The sequence below is a fragment of the Parabacteroides sp. D25 genome (assembly GCF_000307475.1).
Taxonomy (GTDB): Bacteria; Bacteroidota; Bacteroidia; order Bacteroidales; family Tannerellaceae; genus Parabacteroides; species Parabacteroides distasonis.
This window is the reverse complement of the sequence record NZ_JH976501.1, coordinates 574,460-588,435: the sequence shown is the minus strand read 5'-3', so window position 1 is coordinate 588,435 and position 13,976 is coordinate 574,460. Positions and strand designations below refer to the sequence as shown.

The 13,976-nt window shown below is 44.5% G+C and carries 15 protein-coding genes; 10 read left to right on the top strand and 5 right to left on the bottom strand.

Going from position 1 to position 13,976, the window contains the following annotated elements; genetic code table 11:
• The first annotated feature begins 1 nt into the window (after window position 1).
• The 5 genes from HMPREF0999_RS05840 (at window position 2) to HMPREF0999_RS05820 (ending at window position 4,326) form a co-directional block, all read left to right on the top strand.
• Window positions 2-1,291, top strand: a complete 1,290-nt coding sequence (locus HMPREF0999_RS05840) for a S28 family serine protease (RefSeq protein WP_009016756.1) — start codon at window positions 2-4, stop codon at window positions 1,289-1,291.
• A 158-nt stretch (window positions 1,292-1,449) separates the two neighbouring features.
• Window positions 1,450-2,334: a metal ABC transporter solute-binding protein, Zn/Mn family gene (locus HMPREF0999_RS05835; protein ID WP_005860257.1), complete on the top strand. Its 885-nt coding sequence runs from the start codon at window positions 1,450-1,452 to the stop codon at window positions 2,332-2,334.
• The gene (locus HMPREF0999_RS05830; protein WP_005860255.1) at window positions 2,318-3,079 is read left to right on the top strand and encodes a metal ABC transporter ATP-binding protein; all 762 of its coding nucleotides are present in this window, start codon (window positions 2,318-2,320) and stop codon (window positions 3,077-3,079) included. The genes HMPREF0999_RS05835 and HMPREF0999_RS05830 overlap by 17 nt, the downstream gene beginning before the upstream one ends.
• Before the next feature lie 27 nt (window positions 3,080-3,106).
• Window positions 3,107-3,313 (top strand): hypothetical protein, encoded by a 207-nt coding sequence (locus tag HMPREF0999_RS05825; RefSeq protein ID WP_005860253.1) that lies wholly within the window; start codon window positions 3,107-3,109, stop codon window positions 3,311-3,313.
• A gap of 5 nt (window positions 3,314-3,318) precedes the next feature.
• Window positions 3,319-4,326: an NAD-dependent epimerase/dehydratase family protein gene (locus HMPREF0999_RS05820; protein ID WP_005860252.1), complete on the top strand. Its 1,008-nt coding sequence runs from the start codon at window positions 3,319-3,321 to the stop codon at window positions 4,324-4,326.
• Between the two features lie 3 nt (window positions 4,327-4,329).
• Here HMPREF0999_RS05820 and HMPREF0999_RS05815 read toward each other — a convergent pair whose 3' ends face one another.
• The 5 genes from HMPREF0999_RS05815 to HMPREF0999_RS05795 form a co-directional block, all read right to left on the bottom strand.
• Window positions 4,330-5,130, bottom strand: a complete 801-nt coding sequence (locus HMPREF0999_RS05815; RefSeq protein WP_009016754.1) for a head GIN domain-containing protein — start codon at window positions 5,128-5,130, stop codon at window positions 4,330-4,332.
• Window positions 5,131-5,150: 20 nt separating this feature from the next.
• Complete coding sequence (locus HMPREF0999_RS05810) at window positions 5,151-5,927, bottom strand: head GIN domain-containing protein (protein ID WP_009016753.1); 777 nt, start codon at window positions 5,925-5,927, stop codon at window positions 5,151-5,153.
• Window positions 5,924-6,712, bottom strand: coding sequence for a head GIN domain-containing protein (locus HMPREF0999_RS05805; RefSeq protein ID WP_009275428.1), 789 nt, complete (start codon window positions 6,710-6,712; stop codon window positions 5,924-5,926). The genes HMPREF0999_RS05810 and HMPREF0999_RS05805 overlap by 4 nt, the downstream gene beginning before the upstream one ends.
• 151 nt (window positions 6,713-6,863) lie before the next feature.
• Window positions 6,864-7,688, bottom strand: a complete 825-nt coding sequence (locus HMPREF0999_RS05800) for a head GIN domain-containing protein (protein WP_005863610.1) — start codon at window positions 7,686-7,688, stop codon at window positions 6,864-6,866.
• Window positions 7,689-7,708: 20 nt separating this feature from the next.
• Window positions 7,709-8,518 carry a head GIN domain-containing protein gene (locus HMPREF0999_RS05795; protein WP_009016751.1) on the bottom strand — a complete coding sequence of 270 codons (810 nt, stop codon included), beginning with the start codon at window positions 8,516-8,518 and terminating at the stop codon, window positions 7,709-7,711.
• Window positions 8,519-8,630: 112 nt separating this feature from the next.
• Between HMPREF0999_RS05795 and HMPREF0999_RS05790 the strand changes: the two genes are divergently transcribed.
• The 5 genes from HMPREF0999_RS05790 (at window position 8,631) to HMPREF0999_RS05770 (ending at window position 13,913) form a co-directional block, all read left to right on the top strand.
• Entirely contained in the window at window positions 8,631-9,110 is a 480-nt protein-coding gene (locus HMPREF0999_RS05790; protein ID WP_005860241.1) for a pyridoxamine 5'-phosphate oxidase family protein, read from the top strand.
• 13 nt (window positions 9,111-9,123) lie between these two features.
• On the top strand, window positions 9,124-10,332 hold the full coding sequence (locus HMPREF0999_RS05785) for a hypothetical protein (RefSeq protein WP_009275427.1): 1,209 nt from the start codon (window positions 9,124-9,126) through the stop codon (window positions 10,330-10,332).
• A gap of 376 nt (window positions 10,333-10,708) precedes the next feature.
• Entirely contained in the window at window positions 10,709-11,845 is a 1,137-nt protein-coding gene (locus HMPREF0999_RS05780) for a 6-bladed beta-propeller (RefSeq protein WP_005860235.1), read from the top strand.
• Window positions 11,842-12,837 (top strand): hypothetical protein, encoded by a 996-nt coding sequence (locus HMPREF0999_RS05775; protein WP_005860233.1) that lies wholly within the window; start codon window positions 11,842-11,844, stop codon window positions 12,835-12,837. Before HMPREF0999_RS05780 ends, HMPREF0999_RS05775 begins: the two co-directional genes overlap by 4 nt.
• 176 nt (window positions 12,838-13,013) lie before the next feature.
• Window positions 13,014-13,913, top strand: a complete 900-nt coding sequence (locus tag HMPREF0999_RS05770) for a serine O-acetyltransferase (protein ID WP_005860231.1) — start codon at window positions 13,014-13,016, stop codon at window positions 13,911-13,913.
• Window positions 13,914-13,976 lie beyond the last annotated feature (63 nt).

Genomic DNA, 13,976 nt, shown 5'->3' with positions numbered 1-13,976 from the left:
CATGAGAAGAACATTTAACTTCTTGCTTCTTTTCTTCCTGTCGGTGATGACGGTAATGGCCGCTCCCGGAGATTTACAAGAGAAGCTTGCCGCTCTAAAAGGAATTAGTGGCATTGAAAAACTTCAATCCGATTATTATCCGGAGAAATATGTAGTACGTATTACTCAGCAGGTCGATCCGAAAGACCCCGCCGCCGGAACATTTACGCAACGGGTTATCGTAGGCCATGTAGGTTATGATCGTCCTACCATTATCGTGACCGAAGGATATGGAGCGGCTTATGCGCTCAATCCGAAATATCAAGAAGAACTATCTAAACTATTGAATGCGAACTTAGTATTCGTGGAGTACCGTTATTTCTTGGAGTCGACGCCGGAACCTAAAAACTGGGATTATCTGACCGCCGAGAACTCTGCGTACGATTTACATAACGTCCGCAATACATTCAAGCAGATCTATCCGGGAAAATGGATCAGTACCGGTATCAGTAAGGGGGGGCAGACTACAATGCTTTACCGTGCCTTTTTCCCGGACGACGTGGATTTCTCCGTTCCTTATGTCGGTCCGTTATGTAAAGGTGTAGAGGATGGCCGCCACGAACCTTTCTTACGTAAGGTAGGTACGAAAGCGGAACGCGAGAGGATACAGGATTTTCAATTGGAAGTCTTGAAGCGTAAGTCCGATATGCTTCCTTTATTGGAGAGCTATTGTAAGAATAAAAACCTGACATTCCGTATCCCGATGCCCGAGGTATTGGATTATTGCGTACTGGAATATTCATTCGCTCTTTGGCAGTGGGGAACTTCGGTAAGTACGATCCCTTCCAAGTCTGCCGACGATCAGGCGCTCTTCGATCATTTGATGGAAATCAGCGGTCCTGATTATTTCGCCGAGAACCAGCCGAATATCTCTTTCTTCGTACAAGCTGCCCGTGAGCTCGGTTATTATGGCTATGACGTAAAACCTTTCAAGAAATACCTTACGATCGATAGCGCCCATGGATACCTAAACCGTATCATGCTTCCCGAGGAACTGGTCGGTAAAGTAGACTTCCGTCCGGCTCTGTACCACAAGATCTATAACTTCTTGAAAGACAACGATCCGAAAATGATCTTCATCTATGGCGAGATCGACCCGTGGAGCGCGGCCATGGTTCCCGCTTTCAAAGGCAAGAAGAACGAGCAAATCTATATCCAGCCCCGAGGCAGCCATCGTGCCCGTATCGGCAATATGCCGGAGGATATGAAGGAGCGGATCCTTACACAGATGAATAAATGGCTGGCCGAGTAAAAATAGAGTAGCCTATTTTTTCCCTATAAAATCCCCGTATTATTACTTATCGGTTGTAATACGGGGATTTTGTCAGACTGCTTCCTGATAACTTTGAATCGTCTCCTTGCTGCCTTATTACCCGATATTCGTTACCTTTGCGAAAATATATATGTGGTATGAAAGAATTTAAGGTATTGATATCAGCTCTTTTCGTCTTGATACTTATGGCCTGCGGCGATAAGCGGGCAGATGAGAGGATCGTTTCCGTGACGATTGAGCCGCAACGGTATTTTGCGGAGAAGATAGCCGGAGATAAATTTAAGATTAATTGTGTGGTTCCGGCAGGGCAAAGTCCGGAGACGTATGATCCTACACCGCAGCAAATGGTGCAGGTGGGTAAAAGCCAAGGCTATTTAAGGATCGGATCGATCGGGTTCGAACAGGCTTGGATGGATAATATCCGGAATAATAATCCGGGACTCAAGGTTTTTGACCTGTCCGAAGGAATTGATTTACTTAAAAGCCCCGAGGAAGAAGAGGAACATGATCACCACCACCATCATCATCCCGGAGGCGTCGATCCGCATACGTGGAGCTCTATCTCTGGAGCGAAGGTGATCGCCAAGAACACTTTGGATGCCTTTGTGTCTTTGGACCCGGAGAATAAGGAATATTACCAAGCGAATTATGAACAACTGACGAAAGAAATCGGAGAGACGGAAAAGACCGTTTCCGGTTTGTTACATTCTCTTGACAATAAGACATTTATTATTTACCATCCGGCCCTGACCTATTTGGCTAACGAATATGGCTTGACCCAGCTTTGCATCGAGATGGACGGAAAAGAACCGTCTCCCGCACAATTAAAGGAACTGGTCGAGACCGCACGGGAACATAATGCGAAAGTCGTGTTTATCCAGCGGGAGTTTGACCAGAAGAACGCCGAGTTGATCGCTAAAGAAACAGGTTGCCGTCTGATCCCGATCAATCCGCTGGATTACGATTGGAGTAAGGAAATGATTCATATCGCAAAATCGTTAGCCGATGGACAAGCTGATTGAGTTGAGAGAGGTTACCGCCGGATACGGTAATAAGATCGCCTTACGTAACGTAACGCTGGATGTGTGGAAAAATGATTTCTTGGGAATTATCGGACCGAATGGCGGCGGGAAAACGACGCTTTTAAAGGTGATACTAGGTCTATTGCCTCCTATTTCCGGAACGATTCGTTTTTACGATGAAAATGTAGAGGTTCCTTCCTTGAAGATCGGTTATCTACCCCAAATGAGCCAGATCGATAAGAAGTTTCCGATCTCGGTACGGGAAGTGATCTCTTCCGGTTTATCCGCGGAGAAACCTTTGTTCCGTCCATTCAATAGATCCCAGAGAGAGCGTGTAGACGAGGTGATCGTACAGATGGGATTGGAGGAGTTGGCGGGCAGGGCCATCGGTGAGCTTTCCGGCGGCCAGTTGCAGCGGGTCTTATTGGGGCGTTCTATTGTCTCCCGTCCGCAGGTATTGATCTTGGATGAGCCTAATTCGTATGTGGATAAACGATTCGAGTCTCGTTTTTATCAGCTCTTGGAAGATATCAATAAAGAGAGCGCTATCATCTTGGTTTCCCATGATATCGGTACGGTTTTGACGATGGTGAAAAATATCGCTTGCGTAAACGAGACTTTGCATTATCACCCGGGAGCGAATGTCTCTGAGGAATGGTTGGGCGAGAAATACGCTTGTCCGATCGAGTTGGTGGGGCATGGTGACTTGCCGCACCGAGTCTTGAAGAAACACCAACACGAATAATTCTTTTTCACGAATAACTCTATTTTTATGATACCACAAATCATTTGCTGGATAAGCTTGCCGGAGATCGGTTATATCGTAGGTATTGCCGTAATCCTGTTCGGATGTAAGGCCGTATCGCAAAACCCTTTCATCAGTAAGAAACAAAAGATTCTTTGGATGCTGACGATCCTGTTCTTGAATTGGATCGGGTTGTTGTGGTATTATTATACATTTTATATGAAAGAAAAATGAAGGATATGAAGATATTGATAACCGGAGCGAGTGGTTTTATCGGCGGTTTCTTGGTAGAGGAGGCGCTTCGCCGTGGCTATGAGACGTGGGCGGGTATCCGTGCGGGTAGCAGTAAAGCGCATCTGCAAGATAAGCGGATTCATTTCATCGACTTGAAATATGGCGATCAGGAAGCGCTTACGGCTCAACTCTCAGACTTTGCCCGTGAGCATGGGGCATGGGATTATGTGATCCATAACGCCGGGTTGACGAAGACATTGGATAAGCGAAACTTTTTCCGTGTGAACGCCGAGAATACGCATCGATTTATCGAGGCTTTAGCCGCCGCCGGCTGCAAACCGAAGAAATTCCTCTTGATGAGCAGCCTAAGCAGCTATGGGCGAGGCGACGAGAAGACTTTCCGCCCGATACACTTGGACGATCCGCAGCGGCCGGACACGGCTTATGGCCAAAGTAAGCTAGAGGCGGAGAACTACATCCGTAAACAAACCTATTTTCCTTACGTGATCTTGCGGCCTACAGGAGTATACGGGCCGGGTGAGAAGGATTATTTCATGGAAATACAAAGCGTAAAGTCGGGACTCGATTTCGCCGTAGGCGCTATTCCCCAGCGAATCACGTTTATCTATGTAAAAGATTTAGCGACCGTGGCCTTCCTTTCCCTTGAGAAAGAGGAGATAGAGAACCGGCATTATTTTGTAGCCGACGGAGATGTCTACACGGATGAGTCTTTTGCCCGTATGATACAAGATATCTTAGGAAAGAAGCGGGTATTGCATGCCCGTATACCGCTGGGATTGGTGCGTATCGCTTGCCACTGTTCAGAATGGATCGGTAAGTTGTTGAAGAAAAGTATGACGCTAAATAGTGATAAATACATCATCTTGAAGCAGCGTAACTGGATTTGCGATGTCACGCCTCTTCAAGATGATTTAGGTTTTATCCCGGCCTATCCTTTACGTAAAGGCTTGGAAGAAAGTATCGAATGGTATAAAAAGGAGGGGTGGTTGTAAGAATCACTCCACCTTCTCGATCTTACCGGAGCCCATTACTTTTTTTTGGATATCTTGGGGATCTCCTTTGTATTTTACGGAACCGCTACCGGCTATCTCTGCCTTGATTTTGTTTACGACAAAGGCTTCTATGTCTCCACTACCGGCAATCTTGCACTCAAGCTCATCCATGGTACAATCGAAAGCACGTACTGTACCGCTACCGGCGATCGAGAATTCAGCTATGCCTACGGTTCCCCCTAGAACGATCGTGTTAGACCCGGCCATATCCCCGTTTAATTCCTCACAATACACTTTATGGCCAACGAAATCTCCGCTACCGGCGATCTCTATCTTTAGGTTTGTAAAAGAGGCCGTGTCGTGGAATTGGATAATCCCGCTACCGGCTAATCCTGCCTCGAACTCCTCGGCTTGTAGAGGGGAATTTATATTTACATGGGTACTGCCTGCCGCCGCTAGTTTCTTTAGATTGCGGGAGTTGGCCGTAACCATGAACTCGGTCGGACGGAAATTCGTATGTTTCCTGAATTCTTTTTTCGGACGGATCTTAAGCTTATGGTTCTCTACATTAAACTCATATTTCTCGAAGATATTCCGGTCTGTCTTTATTTCCAAACCTTCAGGAGCGTCGGATTGCGTGTAATTCACGACCATGCCTCCTCCCTCTAACTCAAGACAGTCATACTCGGAAACCGGGATGTTTTCCGTGGTGATATTGCCGTCTCCTTTTATGGTTTGTGTAGGGATACAGCTGCTTACTAGAAATAAGCCACATATAAGGAATAAAAGTGATATCTTTTTCATCTAATTGATTTTTGGGATGATTAATCTGCTTGTTTGATTTTTCCGACACCGGAGGCGGATTTCTGCGTATGCTCCGGATTGCCTTTATATTTAACGCTTCCCACACCAGAAGTGCTAGCGTCTAATTTCTGGGTAGCGTTCACTTCCATTCCTCCTACACCTGAAACTTCGCATTCCAGATCCTCAACGGGGCAATCGAACGCATATACGTGCCCTACACCCGATACGGAGTATTTGCCTTTCTTGATGTTTCCATTCAAGTAAATATTGCCGACTCCGGATATAGCTACCTTGAAAGTATCACAAGATAAATCAGCTAATTTCACGTCGCCTACGCCACTGATATAAAAAGACGTATTTGTCAGTTGTAGCGGTTGATCGGCGATAAAGTCGATGCTGCCACTGATCCCCGCTTCCTTCAGGTTCTTGGAACTTGTGTTCAATACCAGATGGGTCGGACAGATCTTCTTGCCGGATTTAGCCTTGATGATTAATTTGTGATCCTTATTCTCTATATCCAATAAGTCAAACAAATTCTCGTCCATGCTGATCTCCAACGAGGAGGCGCCATCTGTTTGGGTGTAATTACATATCGCACGGTTCTTCTTGTTGAACGGATTGATGCTTTTCGCCGATTCGATATTGGACCCTAGATGTATTTCCTCGAAATCATCTACTTGAATGGTGCGGGTAACAATATTCTTGTTCCCATTGATACCTTTTCGAGCATTCTTACTGATACAACCTGTCGTAGAAAAGATCACCAGCAGACATAGGTATATAATTCTTGTTTTCATTCTTTTACTTCTTCTACGGTACCTTTACCGATTATTCTCTGTTGAACTGCTGTCGGGCCTTTATAACGGATATTTCCTTTACCGACTACGTTGGCCTTTAAATTATCGGTAGCATGTACTTCCGCTAAGCCATTGCCTGTTACTTTGCAACTTAGCTGAGGAACCGCTAACCCAAAAGCGTGTATATCACCACTGCTGACGATACTGTAGTCTCCTTCTTTCGCATTACCTTTCTTGATCGTTATAGAGCCAGAGCCATCGATATCACATTCGATCTTGTCGGCTTCCAGATGATTGACAACCATATTTGCGCTACCGGATACATTCAAATCCAGTTTACCGACCGTAACTGTCTCTTTCAGTTGCACCAAGCTATTGGCGTTCGCCTTAATAACGGTCTCGTCTCCGGTAAGCGGACTGTTTACCATGAAGTTGGCATTTCCGGAAACTTTTGCGGCGGCAAGCCATTTAGAATTCGTCTTTACGATAAACTTCGTGAAATGATCTACCTTCGCTCCTTTGAAAGCGATGGTTAAGACACGATCCTTCACCTCGATATTGACATAGGGATGAAGATTCTGGTCTACGGTAACCTCCACGGTGGAAGGATCATCGGATTGCTCGTAATTGAAATCAATTACGCCATCCACCTTAATCTCGTTATAATCGGTGACAGAAATCTTTTTCGAGGTCAATTTACCATCGCCTTTTACATGATCTGCGGCCCAACCGGTAGTGACCCATCCTAGGAAAAATACCATTAATAAGATAGCCTTTGTTTTCATAAGTATCGTTTTTTATGATTCTACTTTTTAATTTAGACTCTATAAATAAAGAGTTGGTTACAAAAATAGCAAGAAAAAGCTACCGGATATCACATCTAGTAGCTTTTTTAAATTTGATAATGTGTGTATTAAAAAAAATGTGTGTGTTCGATCAATTTGCGCCTTGAATGGATCCAGAGCCGGACTTTGATTTATTCACGTTCGCCGGGCCTTTATAGCGGATGTCTCCACTGCCCGAAACCGATAGGTTCATGTTATCTTTGGCATAAACACGGGCATCTCCGCTACCGCTTACCGAGCAACTCAAATCATTGACAGATAAGTCGTATGCTTTTATATCTCCACTGCCCGATACGGAATAGCGGGCCTCGTCCGCCTTACCTTTCAAGGTGATGTCTCCGGAGCCTGAAACCTTGCTGGTAAGATTCTTGCAGTCCAAATCTTCAAAAACCAGATCGCCGGAGCCGGATACCGAGAACTCACCTAATCGTAATTTCACGTTATGTGGGAACTTTACGTCGCTGGAGCCGGAAATCTTGATTTCCAGTTGATCCTCGGAAAAAGCGTTCTGCGCCTCAAAATCCATCGGGCCGGAAGTCTTTAAGTATTTCAGAGTCTTCGAGCTTCCTTCGATTACATACTGGGTCGGTTTGATACGGGTCCCGTCTTGTATGCGGATAGCTAACCGTCCGTTATTGGATTTGATCGAGAGGAGTGGGAATAGATTCTCGTCGATCGTAATTTTCAAGGAAGCGCTTCGTCCATGCGTATATTTGAATACCGGGAATTTCTTGTTGCTTCTATTTCCCCAAAAATTATTGCCGGAATATTCGATATTTCCACCCAGTTCGATCTCGCTATAGTTATCTACCGATATCTCTTTCGTAATAATATTCCCATTACCTTCTACTTTACTAGCCTCTGCCATGAAGGCACAAAAGATGAGGGCTATTACCGCTACTAATTTTGTTTTCATCGTTCGTATGTATTAAATGTTTATTTGACTTTGTTGATCGAGCCGGAACCCATGATAGACTTACTGATCTCCGGATCTCCTTTGTAATGAATCTCACCACTACCTACGATATTGGCATCCAAGATTTGCGTGGCATATACGCTGATCTCGCCGCTGCTGGCGATATTACACTCTGCTTTACGTGCTTGGCAGTCAAAGGCTTTAATCTCACCACTTCCCGCTACATTGAATGAGGCACGATCTACGGTTCCTATTACCTCGATTTCCCCGCTGCTGGCGAGGCTGCAAGATAGGTTGTCCAGCTGTATATCCTTGGCGATGATATTTCCGCTACCGGCCATGTTACATTCAAGCTTGTAACCTTTTACGGGGCCTCTCAACTCAACGTTTCCACTACCGGCCATATTGATCTCCATCCGGTTTACTTTCGTCGGTTTGCTGATAATGAAACTGCCGGAACCTACCGTATTCAACTCTTTTAGTTCCTTGGAGTTGGATTTTATCTTGTAGACGGTCGGCCTCAAGTCGTAGGAGTTATTATTAAAACCTTTCTTGATAGATTTCGGATAGATCTTTAACGTACCGCCTTCTACTTCGGTCACGAGGTAATCAAATAAGTTCTCATCGATCGTTACGGATAGATAAGGCGCTTTATCCGACTGTTCATACTCGAAATCAGCGGAGCCAACGAACGTGATCTCGTCGTAATCGCTAATCTTTATCTCCCGGGTTTCCGGGTTCCCATTTCCATCGATACGTTTGTCGGCTGCGAATCCGCAAACCGCGATCATCTGTATGCAGAATATAAAAAGTGATACTCTCGTCTTCATCGTCTTTAATTTTTTAGGTTCTTTTCTTAATAGACGAGTGCGGGTTATAAAGGGTTGCAGAAACAGATGATTTTTTTAATTTTGCATCAAGTTAGATTTAAACATAAGGAATATGAAGACACTTATACACACGGACAAGGAACAGATCGAATCGATTATCCGCCAGAGCGATGTTTGCTTCGTTGGCATGGCGGATACAGATGGAACGCCTTATGTATTGCCGATGAATTTCGGTTATAAGGATGGCGTGATTTATTTACACTCGGCGCAGGATGGACGAAGCATCTCTATATTGGAACGTAATCCGAAAGTCTGTATTACGTTTAGTATTGACCATGCCTTGGTTTTCCAGCATCCGGAGGTAGCTTGTAGCTACCGTATGCGTTCGAAGAGCGTGATCGCTTGGGGAAAGGTCGCTTACGAAGAGGATTTCGACAAGAAGGTGGAAGCCTTGGATATTATCATGAAGCAATATTCCGATAAGACTTTCCGTTATAGCGATCCGGCGGTCCGTAACGTGAAGATTTGGACGGTAGATATAGACGAGGTCAGCTGTAAGGAATTTGGCGCTCCTCATAAGAAATCTTATTAAATCAATAAATGATATGAAAAAACTACTTCTTTTATTTGTTCTATGTCTTTGTTTTCCGGTGGTTGACAAGGCTTGTACCTCCATTATAATCACTGGAAAGGCTACTCCCGATGGCCGTCCGTTGATGTGGAAACACCGGGATACCGGCGCTCCGTATAACCATATCGGTTATTTTGACGAAGGTGGTTATCGTTTTCTGGGGCTGGTAAATAGCGATGATCCGGAGGGAGCCGTGTGGACCGGAAGCAATGAGACGGGCTTCTCTATCATGAATACGGCTTCTTATAACTTGAAAGACGATGATATAAAGGAGATGGATCAAGAGGGAAACTTGATGCGAAAAGCCTTGAGAGTCTGTAAGACGGTGCAGGATTTCGAGCATTTCTTGGATACCTTGCCTCGCCCGATGCGTGTGGAGGCTAATTTCGGAGTGATCGATGCTTATGGTGGTGCGGCTTATTATGAGACGAATAATGAGCGATATTATAAGAAAGACGCGAATGATCCGAATCTGGCGCCGGAAGGTTACTTGATTTATACGAATTTCTCTTTCGAGGGGCGTACGGATGAAGGCAAAGGATATGTACGTTATGAGAATGCGAAAAAGATCTTTAAGGAAATGCGGAACGAAGGATTTACTCCTCAGCGTATCTTTCAGCAGGCTTCCCGCTCTTTTTATAATAGCTTGCTGGATATCGATTTGATGGACAAGGGACAAAGTCCGAACAATCGTACAGGCTGGTTTGTGGAGCAGGATTTCATCCCCCGTCTAGAAAGTACGGCTTCTATCGTAATCCAAGGCGTAAAATCCGGTATGAATCCGGAATTGACAACGATGTGGACTGCCTTGGGATATCCTCCTACCTCTGTCGCTATTCCTCTTTGGGTGAAAATGGGAAAGGAGCAAAGTGCTTTAGTTACTTACGACGCATCCTATAAAACAGCCCTATTAGATTGGTATTCCGTTCAATTACAGAAGAATGTCTACTCCATACATCGTGGCAACGGCCAAAAGTATTTGCATTGGCAACTGTTATGGAATGATGACCAATCTGGTTATATCCAACAGCTTCGTGCGGTAGAGAACCGGATTTTCGATTTATTCGACGCTCATAAGACGGAGTGGGAACAAAATGGATTGGATACAAAGGAAATACAACGGCTGTATAAGGAAGTCGATAAGCTCGTAAATAAAGCCTTCTTGGGGCTTCAAAAATCATAACCATAAGGTGTTTTGTTGATAGTGAAAAATACAGTAAGTATTTAAAATATACGTATTGATAATGTCTTTATAATCAGATTGATAAAAAGTTGATGATGTTTCCGGAAAAACATGTACGTGTTTTTCCGGAAACATGTACGAGAATTTGTGAAAACACGTACGTGTTTTGGGAAACAGATAATGAGGTTTTAAATGCATTTGGAAAAATGTACAATAACTATGTGGAAAATAAGCACTGTATCCCTAAGAGATATACTTCATAGGCCAAGGAAGTAGTACTTCTCGTGAATTCCGATTGTGCGCTTAGGAAAACTTGTGCAGTTGGCGTATTTCAAAAAGTTACGTATATTAGTGGTCTGAATCTAATATGAAAAACATGAGAAAACTATATTATTTAGTGATGATAAGTCTGGCTTCCATTTTGATCGCATGCGAGAATCGATCGGAAGAGTGGGACGTGGTGGATTTCGGAAACGATTGTACGGTTGGCTTGCAGGAACATTTGGAATGCAGATTCATTCCTTTGGAGACGAAGGATAGCGTGCTGTTAAAAGATCTCTACCGGGTTTGCTGGGTGGACGATCGTATTTTTGTATTCGATAGAAGTGATGAGATAAATGCGCTTTTTGTATTCAGTGATCAAGGAAATTTTATTACTCGTGTAGGCTTGCGGGGACAAGGGCCGGAAGAGTATCTTTATCTAACTCACTTTTTCGTGGATGAGAAAGAGCGAATCTTGACATTGGTGGATTTTGGTGGGACGGCCTTATTGCGTTATGATCTGGATACCTATCAATATATATCCACGCAAGATGTAGCTGATTATTTTGTGGACTGCGCCCCTTTGGATAAGGAGAATTGGATTTGGTATTATCCTTTGGGATTTGCGACACCGCAAAGGGAAAACTTCTATCTGAAAGCCACGGACAGGAAAGGAGAGCAAGACGCATTGTTGGGACCGGCTTATTTCACGTCCGGCCATACGATCAATGGGAGCAAGACGTTGCATGCCTTTGCTGGGGATTGGTATGCGCATTTCCCCTTTACCCCCGAAGTGTGGAAAGTGAAGGACGGGATGTTGGAGCCTGCTTATAAAGTTCGCTTCGGAGATAAAAGTATGCCTCCTATCGAGTATGTCAAGGAGAAAGGGAGAGGCGGGAGAGATTTCTCTGGCGATCTGTTTCGCTCCGGCTATGTAAATTCTTTTGGGCTGCTGGAGACCGAACAGATCCTGCATGCGACCTATATGTGCGATAAGGTAACTTACTTCGGATTTTATGACAAGGATAGGAAAGAGGCATTCTCGTATGCGTTCCCCAACTTCATAAGGGCTACGGGGTTGACAGGCTTTTACGGTATTTGCGGAGTGTATAAAGATTATTTTATCGGGAAGATCAGTTCGACGGTGCTGTTGCGTAATCAGATACATTATGAGGATTTGAGACGGATAGCGGAGAATCGTACACAGGACGATAATCCGATCTTATGTTTATTTAAAATAGAAAGGTCATGAGAGTATTGTATGGGATTATTGTATTCTTCGCTTTGTTTCTTCTCGCTTGTTCCGATGCGGAAAGAGAAGAAAAACGGCTGGAGGGAAATTTGTTAATGAAAGGGGATTCTGGTGTATGCTATGATGGGATTGGTCTTACCGAGTCTTATTTGGTGTTGTTGGCTCGTGGGTGTGATACGATCATTCAAGTATTCGACAAAGATGATTTGTCGCACCTGCATGCGTTTGCGTTGAAAGGATATGGTGCCACTTATTTCTCTAATCCGGAGTTTATGAAGTCAAATACAAAAGAACCCGCCGGAAAGGATGAGTTCTGGATCGTGGATAACCAACTTACATTTAATAAGATGCAGGTGCTGGCGGATTCTTTGCGTTTTGATCGGAAATATATACTAATACCCGAACTTGTTCCCTCTACGCATTATAATGTCACCACGAAAGAAGTTTATGCGGTTCCGATCGTAGAGAAAAATGTTTATGGTCCTTTCTGCTATGCGAATCGGGAAGAGGGAATTTATTGGGTGGAGCCACCAAAAGTAGCAAGAACGTATCGTTCTTGTAAGCACGTCGCTTATTTGCCTAATCTTTGTGTGAATGAGCGGCAAAACAGTGTGGTTGCTGCCTTGCGTTTCTTCAACCAAATTGATTTTTACGATTTGAAGGGAACTTATCAAAGGAGCTTTACGTATGGGAAGGAGCCTATCGTGCCTTTACTGAAGAAGAATGATACCCAAGTGGATGTTCTTGGAACGACAAAATGCTTTATCGATATATTCGGTACGGATCAGTATGTATATTGCTTGTACGATGGTTCTGCGGATTTTTCGAATTTATCCACATTGCTGGTTCTTTCTTGGGACGGCCAATTAAAGAAACGATTGAATTTTGATCGTTCAATAAAGAGGATTGCCGTAGACCCTTCCGATCGTTTTCTGGTCGCCTTGGCTCTTGATGAAAGTGGAGCATTGGATGTGGTAAAGTATTCGATATGAAGATTATTTATTTGTAACTCTATCAGGCGGATGGGCGTAAGTTGATAAAGGTTGGCGTGGAATTTAGCGCTATAGAACGTAATATTAGTCGTTGGCTGTATTTTTGATGCCTCTTCGTGAAGGTGTTCTCAAATAAAATACTATTTTTGCGCATTATAAAGAATATTCCGCAAATAATGGATATACAGAGGCATAGTAGCGTATTGGGCGATACGGTGGAGAAGCTATCGGATGAGGCATCGTATAAACAATTGTTCCATGCGTACAGGGATGAGGAGGCGTTGCCCTCGGGCGAGGTGCTGAAAGAGATCATCGATCTATGCCGTGCGATCCTGTTCCCCGGTTATTATGGGAATGCCCGTATCAGTAAACAGACGATCCGTTTTCATACGGGCGTAAATGTTGAGACTCTTCATTCTTTATTATCCAAGCAGGTTTATGCGGGACTTTGTTTCGCGGATACATCTTGCGTGACTTGCCCGGAAGAAAAGATCTCCGCTGAGGCAGAGGCTATTTCGGAGGCTTTCATCTCTACGCTTCCGGAGATTCGCGGTCTGCTGGCTACGGATGTGGAGGCGACTTTCAATGGCGATCCCGCCGCTCAAAATCTAGGTGAGGTCATATTTTGTTATCCCGGTTTCCGGGCGATCGGTAATTACCGGATCGCCCATCAATTGTATAAGCTCGGGGTTCCTTATATTCCTCGTATGATTACGGAGATGGCACATTCCGAGACCGGTATCGATATCCATCCGGGCGCGAAGATCGGTCATCATTTCTCGATAGACCACGGGACGGGTACGGTGATCGGCGAGACGAGCGTGATCGGCAATTACGTCCGAATCTTTCAGGGCGTCAGCTTGGCGGGAGAGAAACTTCCCCCCGATGAGAACGGTAACGCTATCCGTGGCGTAGCCCGTCATCCTATCTTGGAAGATCATGTGACAGTATATTCTAATTCCACCTTAATCGGTAAAATCCGGATTGGCAGAGGGGCTACGATATGTGGTAACGTCTGGATAGCGGAGGATGTACCGGCAGGGAGTACGGTTACACAATTGAAAATTGAGAATTGAAAATTATCAAGAGGGTAGCTGGAAGGAGATCGAAGCATGTCAGAGAGCGAAATGAGAATAATT

Excerpts from the sequence above, each read along its gene's own strand:
- HMPREF0999_RS05840 (WP_009016756.1), top strand. The coding sequence starts at position 2 with ATGAGAAGAACATTTAACTTCTTGCTTCTTTTCTTCCTGTCGGTGATG.
- HMPREF0999_RS05835 (WP_005860257.1), top strand. The coding sequence starts at position 1,450 with ATGAAAGAATTTAAGGTATTGATATCAGCTCTTTTCGTCTTGATACTT.
- HMPREF0999_RS05830 (WP_005860255.1), top strand. The coding sequence starts at position 2,318 with ATGGACAAGCTGATTGAGTTGAGAGAGGTTACCGCCGGATACGGTAAT.
- HMPREF0999_RS05825 (WP_005860253.1), top strand. The coding sequence starts at position 3,107 with ATGATACCACAAATCATTTGCTGGATAAGCTTGCCGGAGATCGGTTAT.
- HMPREF0999_RS05820 (WP_005860252.1), top strand. The coding sequence starts at position 3,319 with ATGAAGATATTGATAACCGGAGCGAGTGGTTTTATCGGCGGTTTCTTG.
- HMPREF0999_RS05815 (WP_009016754.1), bottom strand. The coding sequence starts at position 5,130 with ATGAAAAAGATATCACTTTTATTCCTTATATGTGGCTTATTTCTAGTA.
- HMPREF0999_RS05810 (WP_009016753.1), bottom strand. The coding sequence starts at position 5,927 with ATGAAAACAAGAATTATATACCTATGTCTGCTGGTGATCTTTTCTACG.
- HMPREF0999_RS05805 (WP_009275428.1), bottom strand. The coding sequence starts at position 6,712 with ATGAAAACAAAGGCTATCTTATTAATGGTATTTTTCCTAGGATGGGTC.
- HMPREF0999_RS05800 (WP_005863610.1), bottom strand. The coding sequence starts at position 7,688 with ATGAAAACAAAATTAGTAGCGGTAATAGCCCTCATCTTTTGTGCCTTC.
- HMPREF0999_RS05795 (WP_009016751.1), bottom strand. The coding sequence starts at position 8,518 with ATGAAGACGAGAGTATCACTTTTTATATTCTGCATACAGATGATCGCG.
- HMPREF0999_RS05790 (WP_005860241.1), top strand. The coding sequence starts at position 8,631 with ATGAAGACACTTATACACACGGACAAGGAACAGATCGAATCGATTATC.
- HMPREF0999_RS05785 (WP_009275427.1), top strand. The coding sequence starts at position 9,124 with ATGAAAAAACTACTTCTTTTATTTGTTCTATGTCTTTGTTTTCCGGTG.
- HMPREF0999_RS05780 (WP_005860235.1), top strand. The coding sequence starts at position 10,709 with ATGAGAAAACTATATTATTTAGTGATGATAAGTCTGGCTTCCATTTTG.
- HMPREF0999_RS05775 (WP_005860233.1), top strand. The coding sequence starts at position 11,842 with ATGAGAGTATTGTATGGGATTATTGTATTCTTCGCTTTGTTTCTTCTC.
- HMPREF0999_RS05770 (WP_005860231.1), top strand. The coding sequence starts at position 13,014 with ATGGATATACAGAGGCATAGTAGCGTATTGGGCGATACGGTGGAGAAG.